General features: G+C 71.3%; 20 protein-coding genes and 1 pseudogene. 12 read left to right on the forward strand and 9 right to left on the reverse strand.

Features of this window, described 5'->3' with window-relative positions; all coding sequences use genetic code 11:
• Positions 1 to 97 precede the first annotated feature (97 nt).
• Positions 98 to 853 (forward strand): Mut7-C RNAse domain-containing protein, encoded by a 756-nt coding sequence (locus ACSHXC_RS16770; RefSeq protein WP_438292369.1) that lies wholly within the window; start codon positions 98 to 100, stop codon positions 851 to 853.
• Positions 854 to 940: 87 nt separating this feature from the next.
• Here the strand turns inward: ACSHXC_RS16770 and ACSHXC_RS16775 are convergent, their stop codons facing one another.
• Together ACSHXC_RS16775 and ACSHXC_RS16780 are read right to left on the reverse strand one after the other, a co-directional pair.
• Entirely contained in the window at positions 941 to 1387 is a 447-nt protein-coding gene (locus ACSHXC_RS16775; RefSeq protein ID WP_438296629.1) for a MarR family winged helix-turn-helix transcriptional regulator, read from the reverse strand.
• Positions 1388 to 1537: 150 nt separating this feature from the next.
• Entirely contained in the window at positions 1538 to 2116 is a 579-nt protein-coding gene (locus ACSHXC_RS16780) for a TetR family transcriptional regulator (protein WP_438296631.1), read from the reverse strand.
• A 105-nt stretch (positions 2117 to 2221) separates the two neighbouring features.
• Between ACSHXC_RS16780 and ACSHXC_RS16785 the strand changes: the two genes are divergently transcribed.
• Positions 2222 to 3742 (forward strand): FAD-dependent monooxygenase, encoded by a 1521-nt coding sequence (locus tag ACSHXC_RS16785; RefSeq protein WP_438292370.1) that lies wholly within the window; start codon positions 2222 to 2224, stop codon positions 3740 to 3742.
• Between the two features lie 46 nt (positions 3743 to 3788).
• Here ACSHXC_RS16785 and ACSHXC_RS16790 read toward each other — a convergent pair whose 3' ends face one another.
• Positions 3789 to 4466 (reverse strand): hypothetical protein, encoded by a 678-nt coding sequence (locus ACSHXC_RS16790; RefSeq protein WP_438292371.1) that lies wholly within the window; start codon positions 4464 to 4466, stop codon positions 3789 to 3791.
• A 124-nt stretch (positions 4467 to 4590) separates the two neighbouring features.
• Between ACSHXC_RS16790 and ACSHXC_RS16795 the strand changes: the two genes are divergently transcribed.
• Entirely contained in the window at positions 4591 to 4926 is a 336-nt protein-coding gene (locus ACSHXC_RS16795; protein ID WP_438292372.1) for a YnfA family protein, read from the forward strand.
• Between the two features lie 124 nt (positions 4927 to 5050).
• Complete coding sequence (locus ACSHXC_RS16800) at positions 5051 to 5815, forward strand: SDR family NAD(P)-dependent oxidoreductase (RefSeq protein ID WP_189968750.1); 765 nt, start codon at positions 5051 to 5053, stop codon at positions 5813 to 5815.
• A gap of 121 nt (positions 5816 to 5936) precedes the next feature.
• On the opposite strand, the gene ACSHXC_RS16805 is transcribed toward ACSHXC_RS16800, so the two are convergent.
• Entirely contained in the window at positions 5937 to 6764 is an 828-nt protein-coding gene (locus tag ACSHXC_RS16805; protein ID WP_438292373.1) for an MmyB family transcriptional regulator, read from the reverse strand.
• Between the two features lie 600 nt (positions 6765 to 7364).
• On the opposite strand from ACSHXC_RS16805, the gene ACSHXC_RS16810 reads away from it, so the two are divergent.
• Entirely contained in the window at positions 7365 to 8405 is a 1041-nt protein-coding gene (locus ACSHXC_RS16810) for a hypothetical protein (protein ID WP_438292374.1), read from the forward strand.
• 514 nt (positions 8406 to 8919) lie between these two features.
• Here ACSHXC_RS16810 and ACSHXC_RS16815 read toward each other — a convergent pair.
• Positions 8920 to 10113, reverse strand: coding sequence for an RtcB family protein (locus ACSHXC_RS16815; RefSeq protein ID WP_438292375.1), 1194 nt, complete (start codon positions 10111 to 10113; stop codon positions 8920 to 8922).
• 201 nt (positions 10114 to 10314) lie between these two features.
• On the opposite strand from ACSHXC_RS16815, the gene ACSHXC_RS16820 reads away from it, so the two are divergent.
• From ACSHXC_RS16820 to ACSHXC_RS16830, 3 genes are all read left to right on the forward strand, one after another.
• A complete protein-coding gene (locus ACSHXC_RS16820; protein WP_438292376.1) occupies positions 10315 to 11160 on the forward strand; it encodes a DUF3558 domain-containing protein in 846 nt (281 codons plus the stop codon).
• A gap of 34 nt (positions 11161 to 11194) precedes the next feature.
• Positions 11195 to 11956, forward strand: a complete 762-nt coding sequence (locus tag ACSHXC_RS16825; protein WP_438292377.1) for a DUF3558 domain-containing protein — start codon at positions 11195 to 11197, stop codon at positions 11954 to 11956.
• Positions 11957 to 12060: 104 nt separating this feature from the next.
• Positions 12061 to 13350 (forward strand): DUF2637 domain-containing protein, encoded by a 1290-nt coding sequence (locus ACSHXC_RS16830; protein ID WP_438292378.1) that lies wholly within the window; start codon positions 12061 to 12063, stop codon positions 13348 to 13350.
• Positions 13351 to 13444: 94 nt separating this feature from the next.
• Here ACSHXC_RS16830 and lysS read toward each other — a convergent pair whose 3' ends face one another.
• The gene (gene lysS, locus ACSHXC_RS16835) at positions 13445 to 15172 is read right to left on the reverse strand and encodes a lysine--tRNA ligase (protein WP_438292379.1); all 1728 of its coding nucleotides are present in this window, start codon (positions 15170 to 15172) and stop codon (positions 13445 to 13447) included.
• A gap of 157 nt (positions 15173 to 15329) precedes the next feature.
• Between lysS and argS the strand changes: the two genes are divergently transcribed.
• On the forward strand, positions 15330 to 17090 hold the full coding sequence (gene argS, locus ACSHXC_RS16840) for an arginine--tRNA ligase (protein ID WP_438292380.1): 1761 nt from the start codon (positions 15330 to 15332) through the stop codon (positions 17088 to 17090).
• A 32-nt stretch (positions 17091 to 17122) separates the two neighbouring features.
• On the opposite strand, the gene ACSHXC_RS16845 is transcribed toward argS, so the two are convergent.
• The gene (locus tag ACSHXC_RS16845; RefSeq protein WP_438292381.1) at positions 17123 to 18511 is read right to left on the reverse strand and encodes a helix-turn-helix domain-containing protein; all 1389 of its coding nucleotides are present in this window, start codon (positions 18509 to 18511) and stop codon (positions 17123 to 17125) included.
• Positions 18512 to 18850: 339 nt separating this feature from the next.
• Between ACSHXC_RS16845 and ACSHXC_RS16850 the strand changes: the two genes are divergently transcribed.
• Complete coding sequence (locus ACSHXC_RS16850; protein WP_438292382.1) at positions 18851 to 19567, forward strand: DUF4232 domain-containing protein; 717 nt, start codon at positions 18851 to 18853, stop codon at positions 19565 to 19567.
• Between the two features lie 62 nt (positions 19568 to 19629).
• Here ACSHXC_RS16850 and ACSHXC_RS16855 read toward each other — a convergent pair whose 3' ends face one another.
• Positions 19630 to 20829, reverse strand: a complete 1200-nt coding sequence (locus ACSHXC_RS16855) for a PLP-dependent aminotransferase family protein (protein ID WP_438292383.1) — start codon at positions 20827 to 20829, stop codon at positions 19630 to 19632.
• 66 nt (positions 20830 to 20895) lie between these two features.
• Positions 20896 to 21352, reverse strand: a pseudogene (locus ACSHXC_RS16860) (ATP-binding protein).
• A gap of 112 nt (positions 21353 to 21464) precedes the next feature.
• Here ACSHXC_RS16860 and ACSHXC_RS16865 point away from each other — a divergent pair.
• Both ACSHXC_RS16865 and ACSHXC_RS16870 read left to right on the forward strand, forming a co-directional pair.
• Entirely contained in the window at positions 21465 to 22289 is an 825-nt protein-coding gene (locus tag ACSHXC_RS16865) for a helix-turn-helix domain-containing protein (RefSeq protein ID WP_438292384.1), read from the forward strand.
• Complete coding sequence (locus tag ACSHXC_RS16870) at positions 22286 to 22519, forward strand: DUF397 domain-containing protein (RefSeq protein WP_438292385.1); 234 nt, start codon at positions 22286 to 22288, stop codon at positions 22517 to 22519. The genes ACSHXC_RS16865 and ACSHXC_RS16870 overlap by 4 nt, the downstream gene beginning before the upstream one ends.
• The last annotated feature ends 36 nt before the right edge of the window (positions 22520 to 22555 follow it).

The following is a 22555-nucleotide window of genomic DNA, read 5'->3' on the forward strand; positions in this document are numbered from 1 at the left end:
CGCACCACGAGCGAGCCCCCGGGTGCTCCGGCGCGAGCACCGGGGCGCGCCCCGAAATCCCTGGCCCCCGCCCCCGCGGCAATGCGATCCTGACCGCGTGAACGGACCGGAGATCCATCTCGACTTCGCCCCTGAGCTGCGGCTCTTCGTTCCGACGAAGCGCCGCGAGGGACGCAGCGCCGTCGTGACCGACGGCGTGTCCACCCTCGGCCACGTCGTCGAATCGCTGGGCGTTCCGCTCACCGAGGTCGGCCGGCTGCTCGCCGACGGCCGCGAGGTCCCGGTCTCGCACATCCCGGCGGCGGGCGAGGCCATCGAGGTGCTCGCCGTCGAGCGCCCGCAGAAGGTGCCGGGAGCCCCGCTCCGCTTCCTGCTCGACGTCCATCTCGGCACGCTGGCACGCCGATTGAGGCTGCTCGGCGTCGACGCGGCGTACGAGAGCGAGGACATCGGGGACCCGGCGCTCGCCGCACTCTCCGCGCGGGAACAGCGCGTCATGCTCTCCCGGGACCGCGGGCTGCTGCACCGCAGGGAGCTGTGGGCCGGGGCGTACGTCTACAGCCATCGCACCGACGAGCAACTCCGGGACGTGCTCGGCCGGTTCGCCCCGGCCCTCGCGCCCTGGACGCGCTGCACCGCCTGCAACGCGCCGCTGCGGGAGGCCGACAAGGAGACGGTGCGCGAGCGCCTGGAACACGGCACCCGCACCTCGTACGACGTCTTCGCCGAGTGCAGCTCCTGCGAGCGCGTCTATTGGCGCGGCGCGCACCACGCCAGCCTTGAGGCGATCGTCGACGAGGCCGTCCGCGAGTTCGGCACAGCGGGGACCTGCCCGGTGGACCGAGCCGGATAGCTACCCCCGGGGGCCGCCGACCGGGAGTGAATTCACTTCAACTCCCCATCACAGACGCCCTGTTGGAGTCACCGCCCATGAAAGGCTTCAGAGCTGCCCGCTCCTGAGGCGTTCGACCTGGGCCGCGCTGAGGTCGACGGTCCGGCGCATATGGGTGGCGATGAGGGAGATCTCGTCGTCCTCGTACGCGTCGAACATCTCCCACCAGGCGCCGTTGAGCCGGCCCCAGACCTTGCCGAGCTCCGCCATCCGCTCGGGCACCACCTCGACGAGCACCTTCCTGCGGTCCTCGGTGTCCCGGCGCCGCGTCACATACCCGGCCTTCTCCAGCCGGTCGACGAGCCGGGTCGCGGAACCGGTGGTGAGCCCGGTCAGCCCGGCGATCCGCCCCGTGGCAACGGGCCCGGGTTCGAGGCCCAGCAGGTTGAGGCACTGGAGATCCGTCGGGTGCAGCCCCAGATGGTCGGCGAGCGCCTGGTTGAAGAGCGCGTACGACGCCATGTAGCGGCGCGAGACGGCGCCGAGGTCACGCATGAGCTCGACCCGGCCGGCAGGGGCCCGCTCTCCGGTGCGCTTCTTCTGTGCCATGCAGAAAGCGTACGGCGCAGAGGACTCGCCGGCCGAAGGGCGACAGAACCGCTGCCCGGCAGCACCGGCGCCGCAGAAGCCCTGCCGCGTGGAGGCCTACGCCCCCTCGGCCGTGAGGTAGCGCTGCAGCGTGGGGGCCAGCCAGGCGACCACCTCGTCGCGGGACATGGCGACCGCGGGCGGGAAGCGCAGTACATAGCGGGCTATCGCCATCCCCAGGATCTGCGAGGAGACCAGCGCGGCGCGGCGCGGGGCGTCGGCGGGGTCGGGGCAGACGCCGGCGGCGACCGGGATCATCTGCTCGGCGAATATCGTCCGCATCCGCTCGGCGCCGGCCGGGTTGGTGACGCCGACCCGCAGCAGGGCGGTGAGCACGTCGTCAGCCTCCCACCGGTCGAGGAAGTGCGTGACGAGCACGGCTCCGATGTGCTTGCCGGGCAGCCTCCCCAGGGCGGACAGACCCAGGTCCATCTCGGAGGCGGCGGCGAACAGGCCCTCCTTGTTCCCGTAGTAACGCATCACCATCGACGGATCGATCCCGGCGTCCCGGGCGATGGCCCGGATGGTCGCGCGCTCGTAACCGTCGGACGCGAAGCGCTCGCGGGCGGCTTCGAGGATCGCGGCCTTCGTGACTTCGGAGGTGCGGCGAGGGCCTCCGGCGGGGGCTTCGGTCATCATGCCAACGACTGTAGGCCAACAAGTGTTGACATGCCAGTCGGGATGGTTCTACATTTGCCAACAAGCGTTGACCAACAACCGTTGGCACCTGAGGAGGAAGCCATGAACGACACCACCAGCTCGTCCGGCTCCACCAGCTCGCCCACCCCCGGGAGCTCCACGACCTCGCCCCGGCCCGAAGGCCCCTTAAGCAGCGACGTCCTCGTGGTCGGCGCGGGGCCGACCGGGCTGCTGCTCGCGGGCGACCTGGCCGCCGCGGGCCTGAGCGTCACCGTCGCCGAGCGCCGGCCGCACGGGATCAGCAACATGACGCGCGCCTTCGGCGTCCACGCGCGCACGCTGGAGATGCTCGACGCCCGCGGCCTGGCCGACGAGCTGGTCAAGCGCGGCAGGGCCATGGAGCAGATGAACATGTTCGGCCGCCTCACCCTCGACCTGACCAGGCTGCGCACACGCTTCCCGTACGTCCTGATCACTCCGCAGTACGAGGTGGAGCAGCTCCTCGAACGGCGCGCCCTGTCCGAAGGGGTGCAGTTCCACTACGGCACCGAGCTGTTGGGCCTCCGCCAGGACGGCGAAGGGGTGGCCGCCGAGCTGCGCGGCGCAGACGGGGAGCCCGTGTCGGTCCGGGCCCGCTATCTCGTCGGCACCGACGGCGTGCGCAGCAGGGTCCGCGAGGAGCTCGGCCTGCCGTTCCCCGGCGTGGCCGTGATCCGCTCGATCGTGCTGGCGGACGTGCGGCTCACCGAGGAGCCGGAGGACATCCTCACCGTCAACGGCTCGGGCGACTCCTTCGCCCTCGTCGCCCCCTTCGGCGACGGCTACTACCGGGTCATGGGGTGGAGCCGGAAATGCCAGGTCCCCGACACCGCCCCGGTCGACCTCGACGAGCTCCGCACGATCGCCCGCGAGGCCTTCGGCACCGACTACGGGATGCACGACGCCCGCTGGATCTCCCGCTTCCACAGCGACGAGCGGCAGGCTCCGGCCTACCGGGTCGGCCGCGTCTTCCTCGCCGGGGACGCCGCACACGTCCACTCCCCCGCCGGCGGCCAGGGCATGAACACCGGCCTCCAGGACGCCGCGAACCTCTCCTGGAAGCTCGCCGCCGCGCTGCGGGGCCGCACCACCGACGCCGAGGCCCTGCTCGACAGCTACCAGGCGGAGCGCCACCCGGTCGGCGCGATGGTGCTGCGCAGCAGCGGCGCGCTCGTACGGCTCGCCATGGCCCACAACCCCCTTCAGCGGGCGGCCCGTTCAGCGATCACCCGATTCCTCGAAGTCGTACGCCCTGTCGCCGACAAGGCGATAGGGATGGTCAGCGGCCTGGGCATCTCATACGGAGCCGAGCGCGGATCGCATCCGCTCACCGGCAAGCGCGTCCCCGATCTGGAGCTCGCGGAAGGCCGCCTCTACGAGGTGCTGCGGCGGGGCGAGTTCGTCCTGGTGGCACCGCGGGACGGCCGGGTGGCGGCGCCGGAGGGGGCGCTGTGCGCGCACTGGAAGAGCGAGCGCGGCAGCACTCTGCTCGTCCGCCCCGACGGGTACGTGGCCTGGGCGAGCGACCGCCCGGACGCGCCCGGCCTGCACGCGGCCCTCACCGGCTGGACGGGGCGCGCGTAACGGCGGGCCAGCCCGGAGGCCCGATCCACACCGCGCGCCCGGCTGTTCAGAAGGTGTACGGATCGCCCGTGGCCAGCGTCAGCACGCGGTGGGTGTTGTTCGCCGGGTTGCGGTCGCTCGCGCCGCCGTTCCAGACGGTGTCGATGTCGAGGCCCATCTCGGCCCGGGTGCCGACGGTCGCCACGTCCAGGGCGAGCTGCACGCCGGTCCCGCCCGCCCGCATCGAGCCGGTGCCGCAGTGCACCTCCGCCGGGCCGGTGCGCAGACAGCTCGGCGGCAGGGTGACGCCGGAGGCGAGTGGCGCCGAGAACCGCAGGCGCACGGTGACTCCGGAGACCGGCGCAGGACCGTGGTTGGCCGTCGCGAGCCAGATGCCGACGTGGCCGTTCCAGAAGGAGACATGCCCGTGATACGACACATCCGCCTCGGCCACAGCACCGCCGACCACGGCTGGAGCGGGCCTGACAACAGGGCCCGGATCATCGCCGCCGCCGTCGAACCCGGCGGCACCGCCGGCCGGTCCGGTACTGCCCATGAGCCCGGCACCCCGCTCGGACCCGGTCGCCCCGCTCGGCGTGCCGGTCGCGATCAGCGTCGCCGCCACCAGTACGGCGACGCCGACCGTCGCCAGAGTTCCGCGGGCCCGGACAGGGCGGGCTCCGGCCGGACGCGCACCGGCTCGGCGGGGCGCTCCGGCTCCGCCCACCCCGCTCAATCTGTTCATCACACGAACCACCATGAGCGAAAGGTACCTTTCGCCCCTTATTTCCGAGGAACGCCACCCCGAACGACGCCGTCCAGAACAACGCTGCCCCGAAGGAGGTCCGGCTCCATGCCACCCTGAGCCCATGCTCGTCGCACGCTCGGTTCTCCTCTTCGTCCTGGCCGCCCTGTTCGAGATCGGCGGGGCCTGGCTCGTCTGGCAGGGCGTCAGGGAGCACAGGGGCTGGGTCTGGATCGGCGCCGGAGTCGTCGCGCTCGGCATCTATGGCTTCGTGGCGACGCTCCAGCCGGACGCCGAGTTCGGCCGGGTCCTCGCCGCGTACGGCGGTGTCTTCGTCGCGGGCTCGATCGCCTGGGGCATGGTCGCGGACGGCTACCGGCCCGACCGCTGGGACGTCACCGGCGCCCTGATCTGCCTGGCCGGGATGGCTGTGATCATGTACACCCCGCGCGGCCGCTGACCATCGCCCCGCCCGCACGCACCCTGCCCCGCCTATCCTGGCCGCGTATCGGTTTCGATCACCCCTTCGACCGCCGCCACACCTCGACCGCAGCGCCGGTCGCCACACGCGCGAGGAGCACGACATGACTGCCGCCGGGACCCCGATCGCCGTCGTCACCGGAGCGAGCAGCGGGATCGGTGCCGCCACCGCCCGGCAGCTGGCCGCCGCCGGCTACCGCGTGGTGGTCACCGCCCGCCGCAAGGACCGCATCGAGGCGCTGGCCGCCGAGATCAACGAGGCGGGCCACCAGGCGACGGCGTACGCGCTGGACGTGACGGACCGGGCCGCGGTGGACGAGTTCGCCACCGCCTTCCGCACCATCGGGGTGCTCGTCAACAACGCGGGCGGCGCGCTGGGCGCGGACCCGGTCGCCACCGGCAGCCCGGACGACTGGCGGCAGATGTACGAGACGAACGTCATCGGCTCGCTCAATGTCACCCAGGCCCTGCTGCCCGCGCTGGAAGCCTCGGGCGACGGCACGGTCGTCATCCTGTCCTCCACGGCGGGCCACGCCACGTACGAGGGAGGCGGCGGCTACGTGGCCGCGAAGAACGGCGCGCGCGTGCTCGCCGAGACGCTGCGCCTGGAGATCGTCGGCCGCCCGGTACGGGTCATCGAGATCGCGCCCGGCATGGTGAAGACGGAGGAGTTCGCGACGACGCGCTTCCGCGGCGACACCGAGAAGGCCGCCAAGGTGTACGCGGGCGTGGCCGAGCCGCTCACCGCCGACGACGTCGCCGAGACCATCACCTGGGCGGTCACCCGGCCCAGCCACGTCAACATCGACCTGCTCGTGGTCCGACCCCGCGCCCAGGCCTCCAACACCAAGGTCCACCGCGAGCTGTAGCCGGAATCGGGCCGGGGCCGACACCCCGGCCCACCACACCCGGGCCGGCCCGAACCGCACCCCGGCCCAAGGCCTTCACCACCCCCGGGCCGGGCCGAGCGCCCCCCTGCCGGGCCCAGACCTACTGCACCCTCGCCCGAAGCATCGGGGCCCGCGTGTGCCGCCGCTTCTCGCCCGCGTGGAACACCAGAATGATCATGCGGGCACCCGGCGCCGCCATCGGCTGGGCGGCGCACATCGTCACCCAGCCTGGCCCCTGGGCCGCGTGGTTGAGGGGGCGTTCGTCGCCGTCGAGGTGGAGGTAGGCGCTGGCCCGGTTGTAGATCCCGGAGGCGAGCGGGTCCTCCAGGACCTCCTTCTCGATCTGGGCCAGCGTCTCGTCGGTGGGGTCGGCGGCCAGCGCGGCCCGCAATTGGGGCAGCACCAGCGGCGCCCAGGAGTGCTCCCAGTCGGTCAGGGTCTCGCGGGCTGCGGGGTCGAGCGCCATCCACCGCATGGTGTTCTGCGGCACCCGCCCACCGGGGAACATCTCGGTCCAGCGCTGGTTGTAGGCAAGCAGGTTCCACGACCGGTCATTGACGTACGCCATGTGTCCGATGCCGTCGACGGCCTCTTGCCACACGCCGGGGATCTCCTCCCCGGACTGCGAATGCAGCGGGAACGGCGGGTCCTGGCCCAGGCAGTACCGCCACAGGGCTATCCACTCCTGCTCGTTCATGCCGAGCAGGCGGGCCACGTCCTGGAGCAGGTCCGCGGGCGGGTTGGGGTAGCGGCCGGACTCCAGGCGGCCGTAGGTGTCGGGGGCGCGGTGCAGGATCTGGTCGATCTGGGCCTGGGACAGGCCAGGTGCCCGCCGGCCCTGCCGGGTGGGTCTGCTCAGCCCATGGCTCTCGGGCGTGATCAGCGCGCGGCGCTCGCGCAGCAGAGAGCGCAGAGCGGGCTTGTCCATCTGTGGTTCTCCCCCGGTAACGGGCGGCCGGCGACTTCGCCATTGGCCGCGCGGTTGGAACAGCCGCTCCCGACGTTCGGTCCCGACTCTGCCATCGGCTCCGGGCCGGATGATCGGCGTGCACCGGCTTCCCGGTGCGCTTCCCATGGTCGGCGTACGCTCCATTGTCGGCGTACGTCCCATTGTCGGAGCGGACCGATTCCTCGGAGCGCACGGGGTGCCCTCGGGGCGCCGGACGGCCGGTGCGGGCCGGTGCGGGCGCGGCCCGCCGACAGCACAGCGGCCCCGGACGGAGACGGACGCGTCAGGGGCTGGGAGCACAGCGGTCACCGCGGGCGGGTCGAGGACGGCGTCGGCCATCACGGCCGGTACGCGGGCCGGGAGGTGATTGGCGAGGTGTGCCCTTTCATGGACGGGTCAGGTACGGTCGGCCCCCTCCGGGCACAGCGTTGGCGCCCGCCCCCTTCGGGATGGCCGCCGAGGCACCCGCCAGGAGAGACCCCACGGGTACGCTGACTGATGAGCCGTGCACGGATCAAGCGGTAGCGGGGTGCGCACGTACGCCGGGCGCACACACGCAGCGTCGCAACGGGGGCAGACATGGGCGAACCGGACAGCCGGGCGGCCAACGCCGGAGCGTTGTCACCCGAGGCCGTCGACGTCTACGGCCGGGTCACCCGCCATGAGCACATCGATCCGGAGCGGGACGCCCGGGCGCTCGCGGAGCTCGCCGAGTGGGGCCTGGTCACCACCGATCCGCGGCTGCCGCACCTGCCCATCGCGCTCGACCCCCAGGAGGCCGGCCGGCGCCGCCTGGACGACGAGCTGCGCCGGATGGCGGCCAAGGCCGCGCTCGCGGCCCGTATCCCCCAGGTCACCGACGAGCTGAGCCTGCACTTCGAGCGCGCCAAGTGGCGCTCGGGCCGCGGCTCGGAGTTCCTCGGCGAGCCCGAGCTCGTCGACGCCCGTATCGAGCAGGCCGTCGGCCGGGCCCGCGCCGAGCTCCTCACCGCACAGCCCTGCGGCCCGCGGACCGAGGCCCAGCTCGCGGCCGTCGAGGAGCGGGACCGCGCGGCGCTCGCCCGCGGCGTCCACATCCGCAGCCTGTATCTCGACACCGGCCGCGACGACGCGGTGACCCGCGCCTATGTGAGCGCGATGACGGGCCGCGGAGCCCAGTTCCGCACCCAGGTCACCCAGTTCCAGCGCTGCGTGGTCATCGACCGGCGCCAGGCGTTCATCTCCGACCACGTCGTCAACTCCGCGCCCGGCCATGCCTCCTGGCACGTACGGGACCGGGCCGTGGTGGCGTTCATCGCCGAGGTCTTCGAGGAGTGCTGGCGGCGCGCCGACCCGTGGAGCGGCGACCCGCACAGCGGCGCGCCCCGCTCGGCCGGGTCCGGCGGTACGCGCACGACGCTGCTCCAGCGCGAGATCCTGCGCGACATGGCCCGCGGCATCGAGCAGCGCCTCACCGCGCAGCGCCTCGGTATCGGACTGCGCAGCCTTTCCAAGGAGGTACAAACCTTGCGGGAGCTGTTCGGAGCGTCCACGCTTCAGGAACTCACCTATCAGTGGGCCCTGTCGGACGAGCGCCTCATCGACGACCGCCCGCCGCACCACGGCCAGGCCACGGCCTGACGCACCGCCACCGGCCAGGGCTCATCCGGCCACCTGGTCACATGTATCCCGCCCGCCGGGCCGGATCTTTTCCCACCCCGCTTTTCAGCGGATAAATCTTCAGCGGAAAACTACCGCCGCTTCCTGCATGCTGGTTGAGGACGATCAATGGCACGCCCCGTAACGGGGGCGGCACCGGACCGTCCTGACGTCCGCTGTCACGAGGACGTTGTCCGCGTACGCCAGAACCGGCAGTGCAGGGCATGGGCAGACGATGCCCTGCCGGGCGTCCCGCGGACACCGGGCGGCTTCTGCCACCGCCGCCCGGACAAAACCGGACCCCTCCCCGGTACGTCCTCGTGATACGGGCAGTGCCCGGCAGGCCTTCGGCTCGCCGAAGGCACAGCCGCGCGCCCCTTCCGGCGCTTTCCCGGCATGCGGGCCGGGAAGAGGCGGCGGCCGGGGGCGAGAGCCCCCGGCCCGGCCGCGCTCCCCCGCCCCTGCGAACCGGCCGGACGCGCCACCCACCGGCACCTCAGCCCTTCACGCACACCACCTGCTTCAGCTTCGCCACGACCTCCACCAGGTCGCGCTGCTGGTCCATGACCTTCTCGATCGGCTTGTAGGCGCCCGGGGCCTCGTCCACCACACCCGCGTCCTTGCGGCACTCCACGCCCCGGGTCTGCTCGGCCAGGTCGCGCGTCGAGAACGTCCGCTTCGCCGCGCTGCGGCTCATCTTGCGGCCCGCGCCGTGCGAGGCCGAGTTGAAGGACGCCGCGTTGCCGAGGCCCTTCACGATGTACGAACCCGTGCCCATCGAGCCCGGGATGATCCCGAAGTCGCCGGAGCCCGCCCGGATCGCGCCCTTGCGGGTGACCAGCAGGTCCATGCCGTCGTACCGCTCCTCCGCCACATAGTTGTGGTGACAGGAAATGACCGGTTCGAAGGTCACCCTGGCCTTCTTGAACTCCTTGCGGACCACGTCCTGGAAGAGCGCCATCATGATCGCCCGGTTGTACTGCGCGTACTCCTGCGCCCAGAACAGGTCGCTCCGGTACGCCGTCATCTGCGGGGTGTCCGCGACGAAGACGGCCAGGTCACGATCGACCAGGCCCTGGTTGTGCGGGAGCTTCTGCGCCTCGCCGATGTGGAAGTCGGCGAGCTCCTTGCCGATGTTCCGGGACCCGGAGTGCAGCATCAGCCAGACCGAACCCGACTCGTCCAGACAGAACTCGACGAAGTGGTTGCCTGATCCGAGCGTTCCCATCTGCTTCGCGGCCCGCTCCTCGCGGAACTTGACCGACTCGGCGATCCCCCCGAACCGCTCCCAGAACCCGTCCCACCCCGACGTCGAGAAGCCGTGCAGCCGCCCCGGGTCCACCGGGTCGCCGTGCATGCCCCGGCCCACCGGGATGGCCTGTTCGATCTTCGAGCGGAGCCGGGAGAGGTCGCCCGGGAGATCGTTGGCGGTCAGCGAGGTCTTGACCGCGGACATGCCGCAGCCGATGTCCACGCCCACCGCCGCCGGGCACACCGCGCCCTGCATGGCGATGACCGAGCCGACCGTGGCGCCCTTGCCGTAGTGGACGTCCGGCATCACGGCGAGGCCCTTGACCCACGGAAGGGTGGCCGTATTGCGCAGCTGCTGCAGCGCGCCCGAGTCCACCGACGCCGGGTCGGTCCACATCCTGATGGGCACCCGTGCCCCGGGCATCTCCACGTACGACATAATTCCTCGATCCCCCGAGAGCAGAAAACGGCACCAAAGCGCCTGAAAGTGCACGTAAGGCAAAACTGGCGCCAAGGTCCACATCCAGGACAGCGGACCGGCGTTCACAGGTGCGCGTGCGATACACATTGTGTCCGGCCACCGCCCTCGGGCGGCAACCGCTTTTTCCTACGTCGTCCTGCTGAAAGGAGCCTGGAAGCCGTGCAGCGAAAGGCGTACGTGCCCGGTCTCGCGCTGCTTGTGGCGCTCGCTTCGGGCTGCTCGGCGGCTTCGGGCGGCGACGGCTCCACCGACGATTCCAAGGCGGGCGTGCCCAAGTCGGCCGCCGCGCAGCCCGGCAAGTACCGCACCCTTCCCGAGCCCTGCCGGGCCGTGAGCAAGAGTGTGCTCAAAGACATGCTGCCGGGCGCGGCCGCCCTCGCGGAGGCCGACGCCACCAAGGAGTACGCGGGCACCGCCGACCTGACCTACGACACCGACCGCCGGGTCGGCTGCCGCTGGAAGGACGAGACGGGCGAAGGTGTGCGAAGGCTCACGGTCGACTTCGAGCGGGTCGTCTCCTACGACCCCGCGGTGAGCGACGACGACCAGACCAAGGAGCTGTACGGGAAGAAGGAGACGGCGGCGAATCTGCCCGCCCCCAAGAGCTCCGCACCCGCTCCGACCTCGTCCGCTGCCCCGGCCCCGTCCGGCCCGCCGGCCTCCGGCGCCCCCGGCACCCCGTCCCGCCCGGTGGCCCCGCCCAGCGGTTCCCCGGTCTCCCCGAGCCCCTCGCGGAGCAGTGACGCGGACGGCCTCCAGCCGCGCCGGCTGAGCGGGCTCGGTGACGCCGCCTTCCTGAACGACGTATTGTCCCCGTCCGGCACCGACAGCGGTTCGGGGGCCGGACAACGTACCGTCACTGTGGTCTTCCGTACGTCCAATGTGATCGTGACCATCGAGTACACCGCCCAGGCCGCGGCATCCGCCGTGGTCCCCGACAGCAAGGAGCTGCAGGAGCAGGCCCAGGCTCTGGCCGGCAAGCTCGTCGAGCAGTTCAGCGAATAGCGCGCCAGCGCGAAGAACGAAGAGCGAAGGAATCATGCACCGATCAGCCCCGGCCACCCCCGAAAAGGCCCACGCCCCGGCCCCGCGCATCCGGCTCGCCCGTGTCCTCGCCTGTGCCGCCGTCCCTGTGATGCTCGTCGCAGTGGGCTGCTCCTCCGACTCGGGCGGCGACAAGAAGTCGGACTCGGCGTCCTCGTCGGCCTCCGGCGGCAAGCAGGCCTCCTCGTCGCCCTCCCTCGCCCCGGCGAAGTTCAAGAAGCTCCCCGAGGCGTGCCAGTCGATCGGCGCCGGGTCGATCGACAAGTACGTCCCCAAGGCGAAGACGAAGGCGGGCGAGGTCGGCAAGACCTCCGACCCGCAGGCCCAGGCGAGCTGCACCTGGAACGGCCTCGACGACAAGGGCGTCCAGGGCTCGCTCTACCGCTGGCTCGACGTCGACTTCAAGCGCTACGACTCCACGCAGGGCCTCGGCACCGGCGACGCGCTGGCCCAGAAGCAGTTCGAGCGGGCCGTCTCGGCCGCCCGGTCGACGGCCGATGCGAAGAACGTGAAGACCTCGCCGGTCTCCGGCCTCGGCGACCAGGCGACCGCGATCACCTTCGACCTGAAGAAGACCGACGCGGACTTCAAGTACGGCGTCGTCGTGGTCCGCACCGCCAACGTCGTGGTCGCCGTCGACTACAACGGCACCGGCTACCAGGGCGCCGACGCCCCCCAGACCAACGAGGTCCAGGAGGGCGCCACCGTCACCGCCAAGGAGGCGGTCACCGCGGTGGCCACAGCGAACAACAAGTAGCGCTCGCAGGGCCGTACGGAGTCCGGCCCTCCCCTGTGGGCCGGACTCCGTACGCATGTGCCAGGCTGTGCCCGCCAGTTGCTTGACAAGGGGAGGGGGCGCGGGTGGCCGCGACTCAGCTGACACGCACGCACCGCATTCTGATCGGGTTGGTGGTCGCGGGTGCCGTGGTGATCGCCGGGATCGGTTTCGCGGGTTCGTACGCGGCGGTCCGCGAGCTCGCGCTCAAGAAGGGCTTCGGGAACTTCGCCTACGTCTTCCCGGTCGGCATCGACGCGGGCATCTGTGTGCTGCTCGCCCTCGACCTGCTCCTCACCTGGATCCGCATCCCGTTCCCGCTGCTCCGCCAGACCGCCTGGCTGCTCACCGCCGCCACCATCGCCTTCAACGGCGCCGCCGCCTGGCCGGACCCGCTGGGCGTGGGCATGCACGCGGTCATCCCGGTCCTGTTCGTCGTCGCCGTGGAAGCGGCCCGGCACGCGGTCGGCCGGATCGCCGACATCACCGCCGACAAGCACATGGAAGGCGTCCGCCTCACCCGCTGGCTGCTCTCCCCCGTCCCCACCTTCCTGCTGTGGCGCCGCATGAAGCTGTGGGAGCTGCGCAGCTACGAGCAGGTCATCAAGCTCGAACAGGACCGCCTCGTCTACCGCGCCCGCCTCCAGTCCGTCTACGGCCGCGCCTGGCGCCGCAAGGCCCCCGTCGAATCCCTCATGCCACTGCGCCTGGCCAAGTTCGGCGTCCCGCTCGCCGAGACCGCCCCGGCCGGCCTCGCCGCCGCCGGCATGGATCCGGTCCTCCTGCCGCCCCCGCCGGTGACCGTGCAGCACGAGCCGCAGCCGGAACTCCCCCCGGCCCACGCCCACTCCGCCCCCGAGGAGCCCCCGCTCCAGACCCAGACCCAGGCCCCGCGGCCCGAGCAGGAGCAGACGTACGCCGAGCCGGAGCAGCCCACCACGCACGAGAGCCCGTGGTTCGCCGCCCAGCACGTCTCGCCCGAGGTGTACGAGGGCACGTACGACCCGGCCTTCGCGCAGGCGCAGGCGGAAGTCGAGTTCCAGCCGGGCCAGGAGCAGGAGCCCGTGATGGTCCCGGCGGGCCCCGGCCGCGAACGCCGCCTCGGTGTGCCCGGCCCCCGCGCGGCGGAACCGCAGCCCGTGCCGGAGCCCGAGGAACCCGCCCTGGAGGACGCGGAGTTCGCCCGGGTGGCGTATGACGTGTTCCGCCAGTACGCGCACCAGCACAACGACTACCCGAGCGTCGAGGTCCTCGAAATACACCTCTCCGACGGCTACGGAGTGACCCACCCCCGCAGCACCGCCCTGCTGCGCGGCCTGATCCCCGGTTTCAAGCAGCGCTACGACGCCGAGCTCGCCGAGGACCACATCGCCTGACGGCACGTCAGCACACATACAACCAGGCCCACTTGGGGCAAACACCGAGGGCCGCCACCCGGGAACGGGTGGCGGCCCTCGGCCATGCGGCAGGTCAGGCGGCGAGCAGCTTGCGCACCCGGTCCGCGCCGACGGCGAGGAGCAGGGTGGGCAGGCGGGGCCCCGTCTCACGGCTCACCAGGAGCTTGTAGAGCAGCGCGAAGAACGACCGCTGGGCGACCTTCAGCTCGGGCGTCGGCTTGGCGTCGGGGGCCAGGCCCGCCATCACCTTCGGCACGCCGTAGACGAGCGTGGTGAGCCCGTCCAGCGACCAGTGCGAGTCCAGGCCCTCGGCCAGGAGCCGCAGCGACTCGCGGCCCTCGTCGTCGAGCGAACCGAGCAGCTCGGCGTCCGGCTCCTCGCGGACCAGGGTGCGCTGGTCGGCCGGGACCTGGGTGGTGATCCAGTTCTCGGCGCGGTCCAGGCGCGGGCGGACCTCGTCGAGCGAGGTGACCGGGTTCGCCGGGTCCAGCTCGCTGAGGATGCGCAGGGTCTGGTCCTCGTGGCCCGCGGTGATGTCCACGACCGAGGCCAGCGTGCGGTACGGCAGCGGGCGCGCGGTGCGCGGCAGCTCACCGGCGGCCGTGCGGGCGGCCCGGGCGTACGCGGCGGCGTCGGCGGGCAGCACCGAGCCGTCGGCGACCTTCGCCTCCAGCTTGTCCCACTCGTCGTAGAGCCGCTGGATCTCCTGGTCGAAGGCGATCTTGAACGACTGGTTCGGCCTGCGGCGCGCGTACAGCCAGCGGAGCAGCTGCGGCTCCATGATCTGCAGCGCGTCGGCCGGGGTCGGGACGCCGCCCTTCGAGGAGGACATCTTGGCCATGCCGCTGATGCCGACGAAGGCGTACATCGGGCCGATCGGCTGGACGCCGTCGAAGATCGACACGATCTGGCCGCCGACCTGGAACGACGAGCCCGGCGAGGAGTGGTCGACGCCCGAGGGCTCGAAGATCACGCCCTCGTACGCCCAGCGCATCGGCCAGTCGACCTTCCAGACCAGCTTGCCGCGGTTGAACTCGCTGAGCCGGACGGTCTCCGAGAACGCGCACGCGGAGCAGGTGTAGGTCAGCTCCGTGGTGTCGTCGTCGTAGGCCGAGACGACCGTGAGGTCCTTGCCGCAGCCGCCGCAGTACGGCTTGTACGGGAAGTAGCCCGTCGAGCCCGTGCCGTCGTCCTCGGCCGCCGCGCCGGAGCCCTCGGCGGCCTCCAGCTCGGCCTCGTCGACCGGCTTCTGCGACTTCTTGCCCGGGGCCTTCTTGGTCCGGTACTGCTCCAGGATCGCGTCGATGTCGCCGCGGTGCTTCATCGCGTGCAGCACCTGGTCGCGGTAGACGCCGGTCGTGTACTGCTCGGTCTGGCTGATGCCGTCGTACTCGACGCCCAGCTCGGCGAGCGCCTCGATCATGGCGGCCTTGAAGTGCTCGGCCCAGTTCGGGTACGAGGAGCCCACCGGCGCCGGGACCGAGGTCAGCGGGCGGCCGATGTGCTCGTTCCACGACTCGTCCACACCGGGGATGCCGAGCGGCACCTTGCGGTAGCGGTCGTAGTCGTCCCAGGAGATCAGGTGGCGGACCTCGTACCCGCGCCGGCGGATCTCGTCCGCGACCAGGTGCGGGGTCATGACCTCGCGCAGGTTGCCCAGGTGGATGGGGCCGGACGGGGAGAGGCCGGACGCGACGACGACCGGTTTGCCAGGCGCACGTCGCTCCGACTCGGCGATGACATCGTCCGCGAAACGGGAGACCCAGTCGGTCTCGGTGCTGCTCTGAGCCACGGTCGGCACGTCCTTCTTTCTCGTATGCCTGGGAGAGGCTGGCATGCCCATTCTCCCAGACGGAACGAGCCCCTCGGGGGTTGCCCGTATCTCGGGAGAAAGGGAAGGGGGCCACGTGGGAGAATCTGAGGGCAATCGTCCTCACTCCCGACAGGAACGGCACCTCATGGCCTCGGTCCATTCCCTCGCTTCCACTGTCCAGCAGCGCCTGGCGGACGCCCTCTCGGCTGCCCTGCCGGAGGCCGGCTCCACCGACCCGCTGCTGCGACGAAGCGACCGGGCCGACTTCCAGGCCAACGGCATCCTGGCGCTCGCGAAGAAGCTCAAGGGCAACCCGCGCGAGCTCGCGACCAAGGTCGTCGACCAGGTCCAGGGCGACACGATCAAGGAGATCGAGGTCTCCGGACCCGGCTTCCTCAACATCACGCTCGCCGACAAGGCGATCATCGAGACGCTCGCGGCCCGTGCGGCCGACGACCGGCTCGGCGTGCCGCTGAAGGAGCACCCGGGCGTCACGGTCATCGACTACGCCCAACCCAACGTGGCCAAGGAGATGCACGTCGGCCACCTGCGCTCGGCGGTCATCGGCGACGCGCTGCGCGGCATGCTCGACTTCACCGGCGAGAAGACGATCGGCCGGCACCACATCGGCGACTGGGGCACCCAGTTCGGCATGCTCATCCAGTACCTGATCGAGAACCCCGGCGAGCTGGCCCCGCCGGAGGACGTCGACGGCGAGCAGGCCATGTCGAACCTGAACCGGGTGTACAAGGCCTCGCGCGCGGTCTTCGACTCCGACGAGGAGTTCAAGGAGCGCGCCCGCAAGCGGGTCGTCGCGCTCCAGTCCGGCGACAAGGAGACCCTGGAGCTGTGGCAGCAGTTCGTGGACGAGTCGAAGGTCTACTTCTACTCGGTCTTCGAGAAGCTGGACATGGAGATCCGGGACGACGAGATCGTCGGCGAGTCGGCGTACAACGACCTGATGCCGGAGACGGCCCGGCTCCTGGAGGAGTCCGGTGTCGCGGTGCGCTCCGAGGGCGCGCTCGTGGTGTTCTTCGACGAGATCCGGGGCAAGGACGACCAGCCGGTCCCGCTGATCGTGCAGAAGGCGGACGGCGGCTTCGGCTACGCGGCGTCCGACCTCTCGGCGATCCGCAACCGGGTCACCGAGCTGAACGCGACCTCCCTGATCTACGTCGTGGACGTACGCCAGTCGCTGCACTTCAAGATGGTCTTCGAGGCGGCCCGCCGGGCGGGCTGGCTCGGCGACGAGGTCACCGCGCACAACATGGGCTACGGCACGGTGCTCGGGGCCGACGGCAAGCCGTTCAAGACCCGTGAGGGCGAGACGGTCAAGCTGGAGGACCTCCTGGACGAGGCCGCCGAGCGGGCCACCGCGGTCGTGCGCGAGAAGGCCGAGAAGGTGGGCCTGACCGAGGAGGAGATCGTCGAGAACGGGCGGTACGTCGGCATCGGCGCCGTGAAGTACGCGGACCTGTCGACGTCGGCGAACCGGGACTACAAGTTCGACCTGGACCAGATGGTGTCGCTGAACGGCGACACGTCCGTGTACCTCCAGTACGCGTACGCCCGGATCAAGTCGATCCTGCGCAAGTCCGAGGGCGACACCGCCGCCGCGCACCCGGAGCTCGAACTCGCCCCGGCGGAGCGGGCGTTGGGCCTGCACCTGGACGCGTTCGGCGATCTGGTCTACGAGGCGTCGGCCGAGTACGCGCCGCACAAGCTGGCGGCGTACCTGTACCAGCTGGCGTCGCTGTTCACGACGTTCTACGACCAGTGCCCGGTGATCAAGCCGCGCCCGGCGCAGGACGTGGTCGAGAACCGCCTCTTCCTGTGCGACCTCACCGCCCGGACGCTGCACCAGGGCATGGCCCTGCTCGGCATCCGGACGCCCGAGCGCCTCTAGTCACCGTCAACTCCCGTGTGGGGCCGCCCGGTTCACCCGGTCTCCAGGTGGTCCCACACATTGGTGTCCAGGCGGTACTCGTACGCCGGACGGCCCTTGATCGCGCTGGTGCGGAACGGCTTCCCGTTGTCGTAGACCGGGATCTTGCCCGAGCGGTCGCCGCTGCTCCAGGTGACCTCCAGGTACCAGCTGACGTCGTGCGCCTCGGTGTGCACCTCCAGGTCGAAGACCTCGGGGTCGGTCGTGGACACCTTGAAGGGGAAGTCCTTGGCCGGCACGACCGTGTCGCCCTGCTTGCCGGCGACCGGCTTGCTGACCGGCTGGGCCGCATCCAGATTGACGTCGAAGGTCTGCGGGACGACACCGCCGCCGCAGCCCGAACCCATCGAGTACGCCGACCACTTGAGCGGCGCCTCGCGGCCCACCACCCGCACGTTGATGCCGGTGATCACCACCGAGTCCTGGCTCTTGCCGGTCGCGGTGAGCTCCAGTTTCAGGTCCCCGCCGTCGACCCCGCCCAGCGCCCGCGCCCAGGAGAGCCGGTCCTGCACATTGGCCGGGGGCGGCGGCACCGAGCCGGGCTTCTGGTCGAGCAGGTAGAACTTGCCGCAGGGCGGCTCCCAGTCGTACGAGCTGATGCCGACGCTCAGCGGAACGCCCGCCTCCGGAGCGTGCTTCTGCTGCCCCTTCGGGGCCGGGCTGCCCGACGAGGCGGACGGGGAGGGTGAGACCGACGGACTCGGGCGCGCGCTGGGCGAACCGCTCGGCGGGCGGGCGGACGGGCTCTTGAGCGTGGGGCCGCTCTCCTTGGCGTCGGCGACCGTGGAGCTCTTGTCGTCGTCCCGCCCGGACAGGCTCGCGACGGCGACGGCGGGCACGGCGAGCGCGACGACGGCCGCCCCGACGAGCCCGAGCCGCGCCTTCCTGCCGCTGAACCTGCCCGTGCGTTTCGGGCCGTGCGGGGCGGCGGGGACGACGTCGGGGAGCTCGACGGCGTCGGAGTCCCCATCGGATTCCTGCGCGAGCCCGGGCCGGGTTTCCTGAACCGGAGCGGGCTCGGGGGCCGGCTCCGGCTCCCGGACAGGCACGGGCTCGACGGCCACCGGCGCGGGTTCAGCCGCAACCGGAGCGGGTTCGGCCGCAGCCGGCCCGGCGTTCGCCCCTCGCGCGCGGCGCCGCGCCTCGTCCGCCAGGATCCAGCGCCGGTGCAGTTCGACGGACTCCTCGGGGGTCGCCCCGCACAGCCGGGCGAGCCGCTCCACGGGTGCGTACTCGTTCGGGACCGCATCTCCGTTGCAGTACCGGTGGAGCGTGGACGTACTCATGTGGAGCCTGCCCGCCAGCACTCCGTAACTGCGCCCCGAGCGGTCCTTCAACTCCCTCAGCAGCGCCGCGAACTGCTCGGACTCCGTCGTCGCCATGCCCCGGTTCCCTCCCCATCCATCCCAGGAACGCATTCCAGGGACAGGACATTCCCCCAGGTCACAGCCGTTCCAGCGTTCCAGCTTCCCCCATTGTCCCCCGTCGATTGCGGGCCGATCCGACCGGCCCGCAAGGTAGTTGCAGCAACCAGCCGAACAGCTCGTTCCGGGAGCAGTCCATGCGATTCCGCATCCGGTTCAACGTCGCGGATTCGATGGCCGTGGTCGTCCTGGCCGCGTCCATCGCGACCCTCATCACGCTGATCCACCACTACCGCCCCTGACACCGCCACGGCGTCCGGGGCACCTACTTACCGACACACGGGGAGCACCACCATCATGCGTACCAACTTCCGCATCGCCGCCGCCGCGACCACCACGCTCGTCGCCGCCCTCGCCCTGACCGCCTGCGGCGGCGACAGCGGTTCCGACGCGGCGCCGTCGGGCGACCAGCCCTCGGCCTCCGCCCCGGCGACCGCCGCCCCCGCTCCGACGGCGGGTGACGCGGCGGGCAGCAAGGGTTCGGACTCCGGCAAGGGAGCGGGTACGGGCTCCGGCAAGCACACCGGCGCCCCGGCCAAGTCGACCGGCAAGTCCACGAAGAAGCCCTCCGGGGGCGGCGACGCCAACGACGCGCCCTGCACCGGCGCCAACGTGAAGCTGACCGCGACCGAGGTGAACCGCCCGCTCAACCACATCCTGCTGACCGTCACCAACACCGGCAAGACGATGTGCAACGCCTACGACGCCCCCGCCGTCTCCTTCTCCAACGCCCAGCAGTCCCCGATCGCGGTCGACAAGGACACCATCCCCCAGGCGGTGGTGTCGCTGGCGCCGGGCGCCTCCGCGTACGCGATGGTCCGCACCCAGGGCGAGGACGACGGCAGCAAGTCGTACAACACGGGCCAGGTCGTCGTGTACTTCCGGGGCAAGGCCGGCATGGAGTCCACGGGCCCCTCCGCGTACGCCGCGCTCTCCAAGAGCGTCGCGGTCGTGGACAGCCAGGCCATGGCCACGTACTGGCAGTCGGACCTGTCGTCGATCGAGGCGTGGTAGCCGGCCGGCGGGCCGGAGTTCCCCTGGCCGAGAGGAATAACCGGCTTTCCCCTCCTGGCGGTTCAGCCCTTGAGAGCGCGCCCGAGGCGCCCGAGGCCCTCCCGGATCTCGTCCGGGGCGGAGGTCACGAAGCACAGCCGCAGCGCGGCGGCGTCCGGCACGCCGGCGAAGAAGGGCGCACCGGGAACGTAGGCGACATCGTGCTCAACCACCTTGTGCAGCAGGGCAGTCGCATCGCTTCCCTCCGGAAGGCGGGCCCACAGGAACATGCCGCCCTCGGGCCGGTTCCAGGTGGAGCCTTCGGGCAGCGCGTCGGGGAGGCCCGCGAGCATGGCGTCGCGGCGCTCGCCGTAGGCGGCGCGGACCTTGGCCACGTGGGCGTCCAGGTCGCGGTCGGCGAGGTAGCGGGCGGCGGCGAGCTGGTTGACGGTCGGGGTGTGCAGGTCACAGGCCTGCTTGGCGATCACGCAGGCCCGCAGCAGCGCGCGGGGCGCCCGCACCCAGCCGAGGCGAAGCCCCGGCGCCATGATCTTCGAGTAGCTGCTGAGCAGCACGGTGCGGTCGGCGGCGTCCTCGTAGGAGGAAATCCAGGGCACGTGCTCGCCCTCGTAGCGCAGCTCGCCGTACGGGTCGTCCTCGACGAGCCACAGCCCGCGCCGCACGGCCACGTCGGCGACCGCGCGGCGGCGCTCGGCGGTCATGGTGCGGCCGGTGGGGTTCTGGAAGGTGGGCACGCAGTAGAAGAGCTTGGGCCGCTCGCGGGCGACGAGCGCGTCGAGGGCGGCGGGGTCGGGCCCGTCGTCGTCGCAGGGCACGGCGACGACGCGGGCCCCGGCGAAGCCGAAGACCTGCAACGCGGCCAGGTAGCAGGGGTCTTCGACGAGGACGACGTCGCCGGGTTCGATCAGCGCGGCGGCGAGGAGGGTGAGGCCCTGCTGCGAGCCGGTGGTTATCAGCAGGTCGTCGGCGCCGGTGGCGAGCCCGCGCGCGCTGAGCCGGGCGGCCGTCGCGGCCCGCAGCGCGGGGCTGCCCTCGGTGGTCGAGTACTGCAGAGCGGTCGCCGCCTCCCCCTCCATCACGGCGCGGAAGGCGGCGGCCATGCCCTCGCCGTCGAACAGCTCGGGCGCGGGGAGCCCGCCCGCGAACGAGATCACCTCGGGCCGGGCGGTCAGCGCGAGGATCTCCCGCACGGGCGAGGACCCGACGGACGCGGCACGCGCGGCGAGCGCGGGCACGGCGGCGGCCGATGAGGTGGCGGGCATGGTGCGGCTCCTGTCAGTTGCTCGGACGTCCGACTACCCCGCACCCTACGCAGCCCCCGCCCACCCCTAACGCCCCATTCCATGATCCGAACCCCGGTCCGGCGCCGGACCCTCGCAGCCGAACTCACACCACACAGCCTTCCCGGGGTCCCGCTCCCCCACGCCCCACTTGTCGGCGACGGCGCCCACGAGCAGCAGCCCGCGCCCACCGCAGTCCGGGCTGTCGGCGACCCGGGGCACCCCGCCCCCGCTGTCGTGCACCTCGGCCCGCAACACGGCCCCCTCGCAGAGCCGCAGCCGCAGAAGGAACCCCCCGCCCCGGCGGCACCCCGTGCAACAGGGCGTTGGTGGCGAGCTCGCTGACGCAGAGCAGGACGTCGTCGATGCGGTGGAAAAACCCCCAGTCGGCCACGGCCCCGGCCGCGAAGTTCCGCGCGGCGGGGACGGATTGGCGGCGGCGGGGGTAGAAGCGCTCGCGCATTTCGTTGCCGGTCGCGCTGACGGTGATGTTGTTGTCGGTCATGGGGGGAGGGTTTCGGAGCGGTGGCGGCGGGCCGCAGTGGCTGGACCCGTACACAAATTCTGTACGGGTCCGCGATGCGTAACGTACGGGTACGTATGGGGAGTTCGCAGGCATGCACCCCAGGAAGCGACCCCGGAAGAACACGTCGGCGATGAGGATGGTCGGCGCCCTCGTGGCGACCTTCCGGATTGCCGCAGGCCTGACCCAGCGCCAGCTGGGCGAGCGCGTGCTGCTGCACGAGGAGATGATCGCCTCGATCGAACAGGGCCGCCGCCCCCTGAAACTCGACCTGGCCGCCTTGCTGGACCAACTCCTCGACACAAAGGGCGCGTTGACGACGGCGGTCGAGAACATGCCGGAGATCGACCTGATCCCGGCGTGGGCGGAGGAGTACATGGACCTGGAGCGCGAGGCCATCGCGCTGTCCTGGTTCGAGAACCAGGTACTGCCGGGCCTGCTCCAGACGGAGAGCTACGCGCGGGCGGTGTTCCTCAGCAAGGTGCCGGCGATGAGCGAGGACGAGATCAACGCGCAGGTCGCTGCGCGGCTGGAGCGGCAGGAAATACTGCATCGGAAGGAGCCGCCGACCCTCAGCTTCGTCATCTCCGAGGCCATCCTGCGAGACCGCTTGGGCAGCGACGCGGTGTACGCGGAGATGCTGCGGCACCTGCGCGGCTGCACCGATCTACCAGGGCTGACCCTCCAGGTCATGCCGCTCGGCAGGCATACGCACGCGGGGCTCGCAGGCCCCTTCGTGCTCCTGGAGACTCCGGACCACCAGCACCTCGCCTACACCGAGACCCACCGTGGAAGTCAGCTCATTTCCGACCCCGACGAGGTCAGTGTCTTGGCACAGAAATATGCGATGCTGCGAACGCAGGCCCTCAACTCCGAGCAGACAAGAGGCCTGTTGGACCGGCTACTAGGAGAGCAATGAGCATCGCACTTACGTGGTTCAAGTCCAGCTACAGCAGTGACGAAGGCGGCGCCTGCGTCGAAATCGCGTGCGCTTGGCGCAAGTCGAGCTACAGCGGGAGCGAGGGCGGGGCCTGCGTCGAGGTGGCAACCCACCCCTCCGCCGTCCACATCCGCGACTCCAAGGCCCCCGAGGGCCCCACCCTCACCGTGAACCCCACCACGTGGCAGGGCTTCGTCGCGGGACTCTGAACCCCGCACTCTCACACTCCGCCCCCAGAACCATGA

The sequence above is a fragment of the Streptomyces sp. HUAS TT7 genome, assembly GCF_051550175.1.
GTDB lineage: Bacteria > Actinomycetota > Actinomycetes > Streptomycetales > Streptomycetaceae > Streptomyces.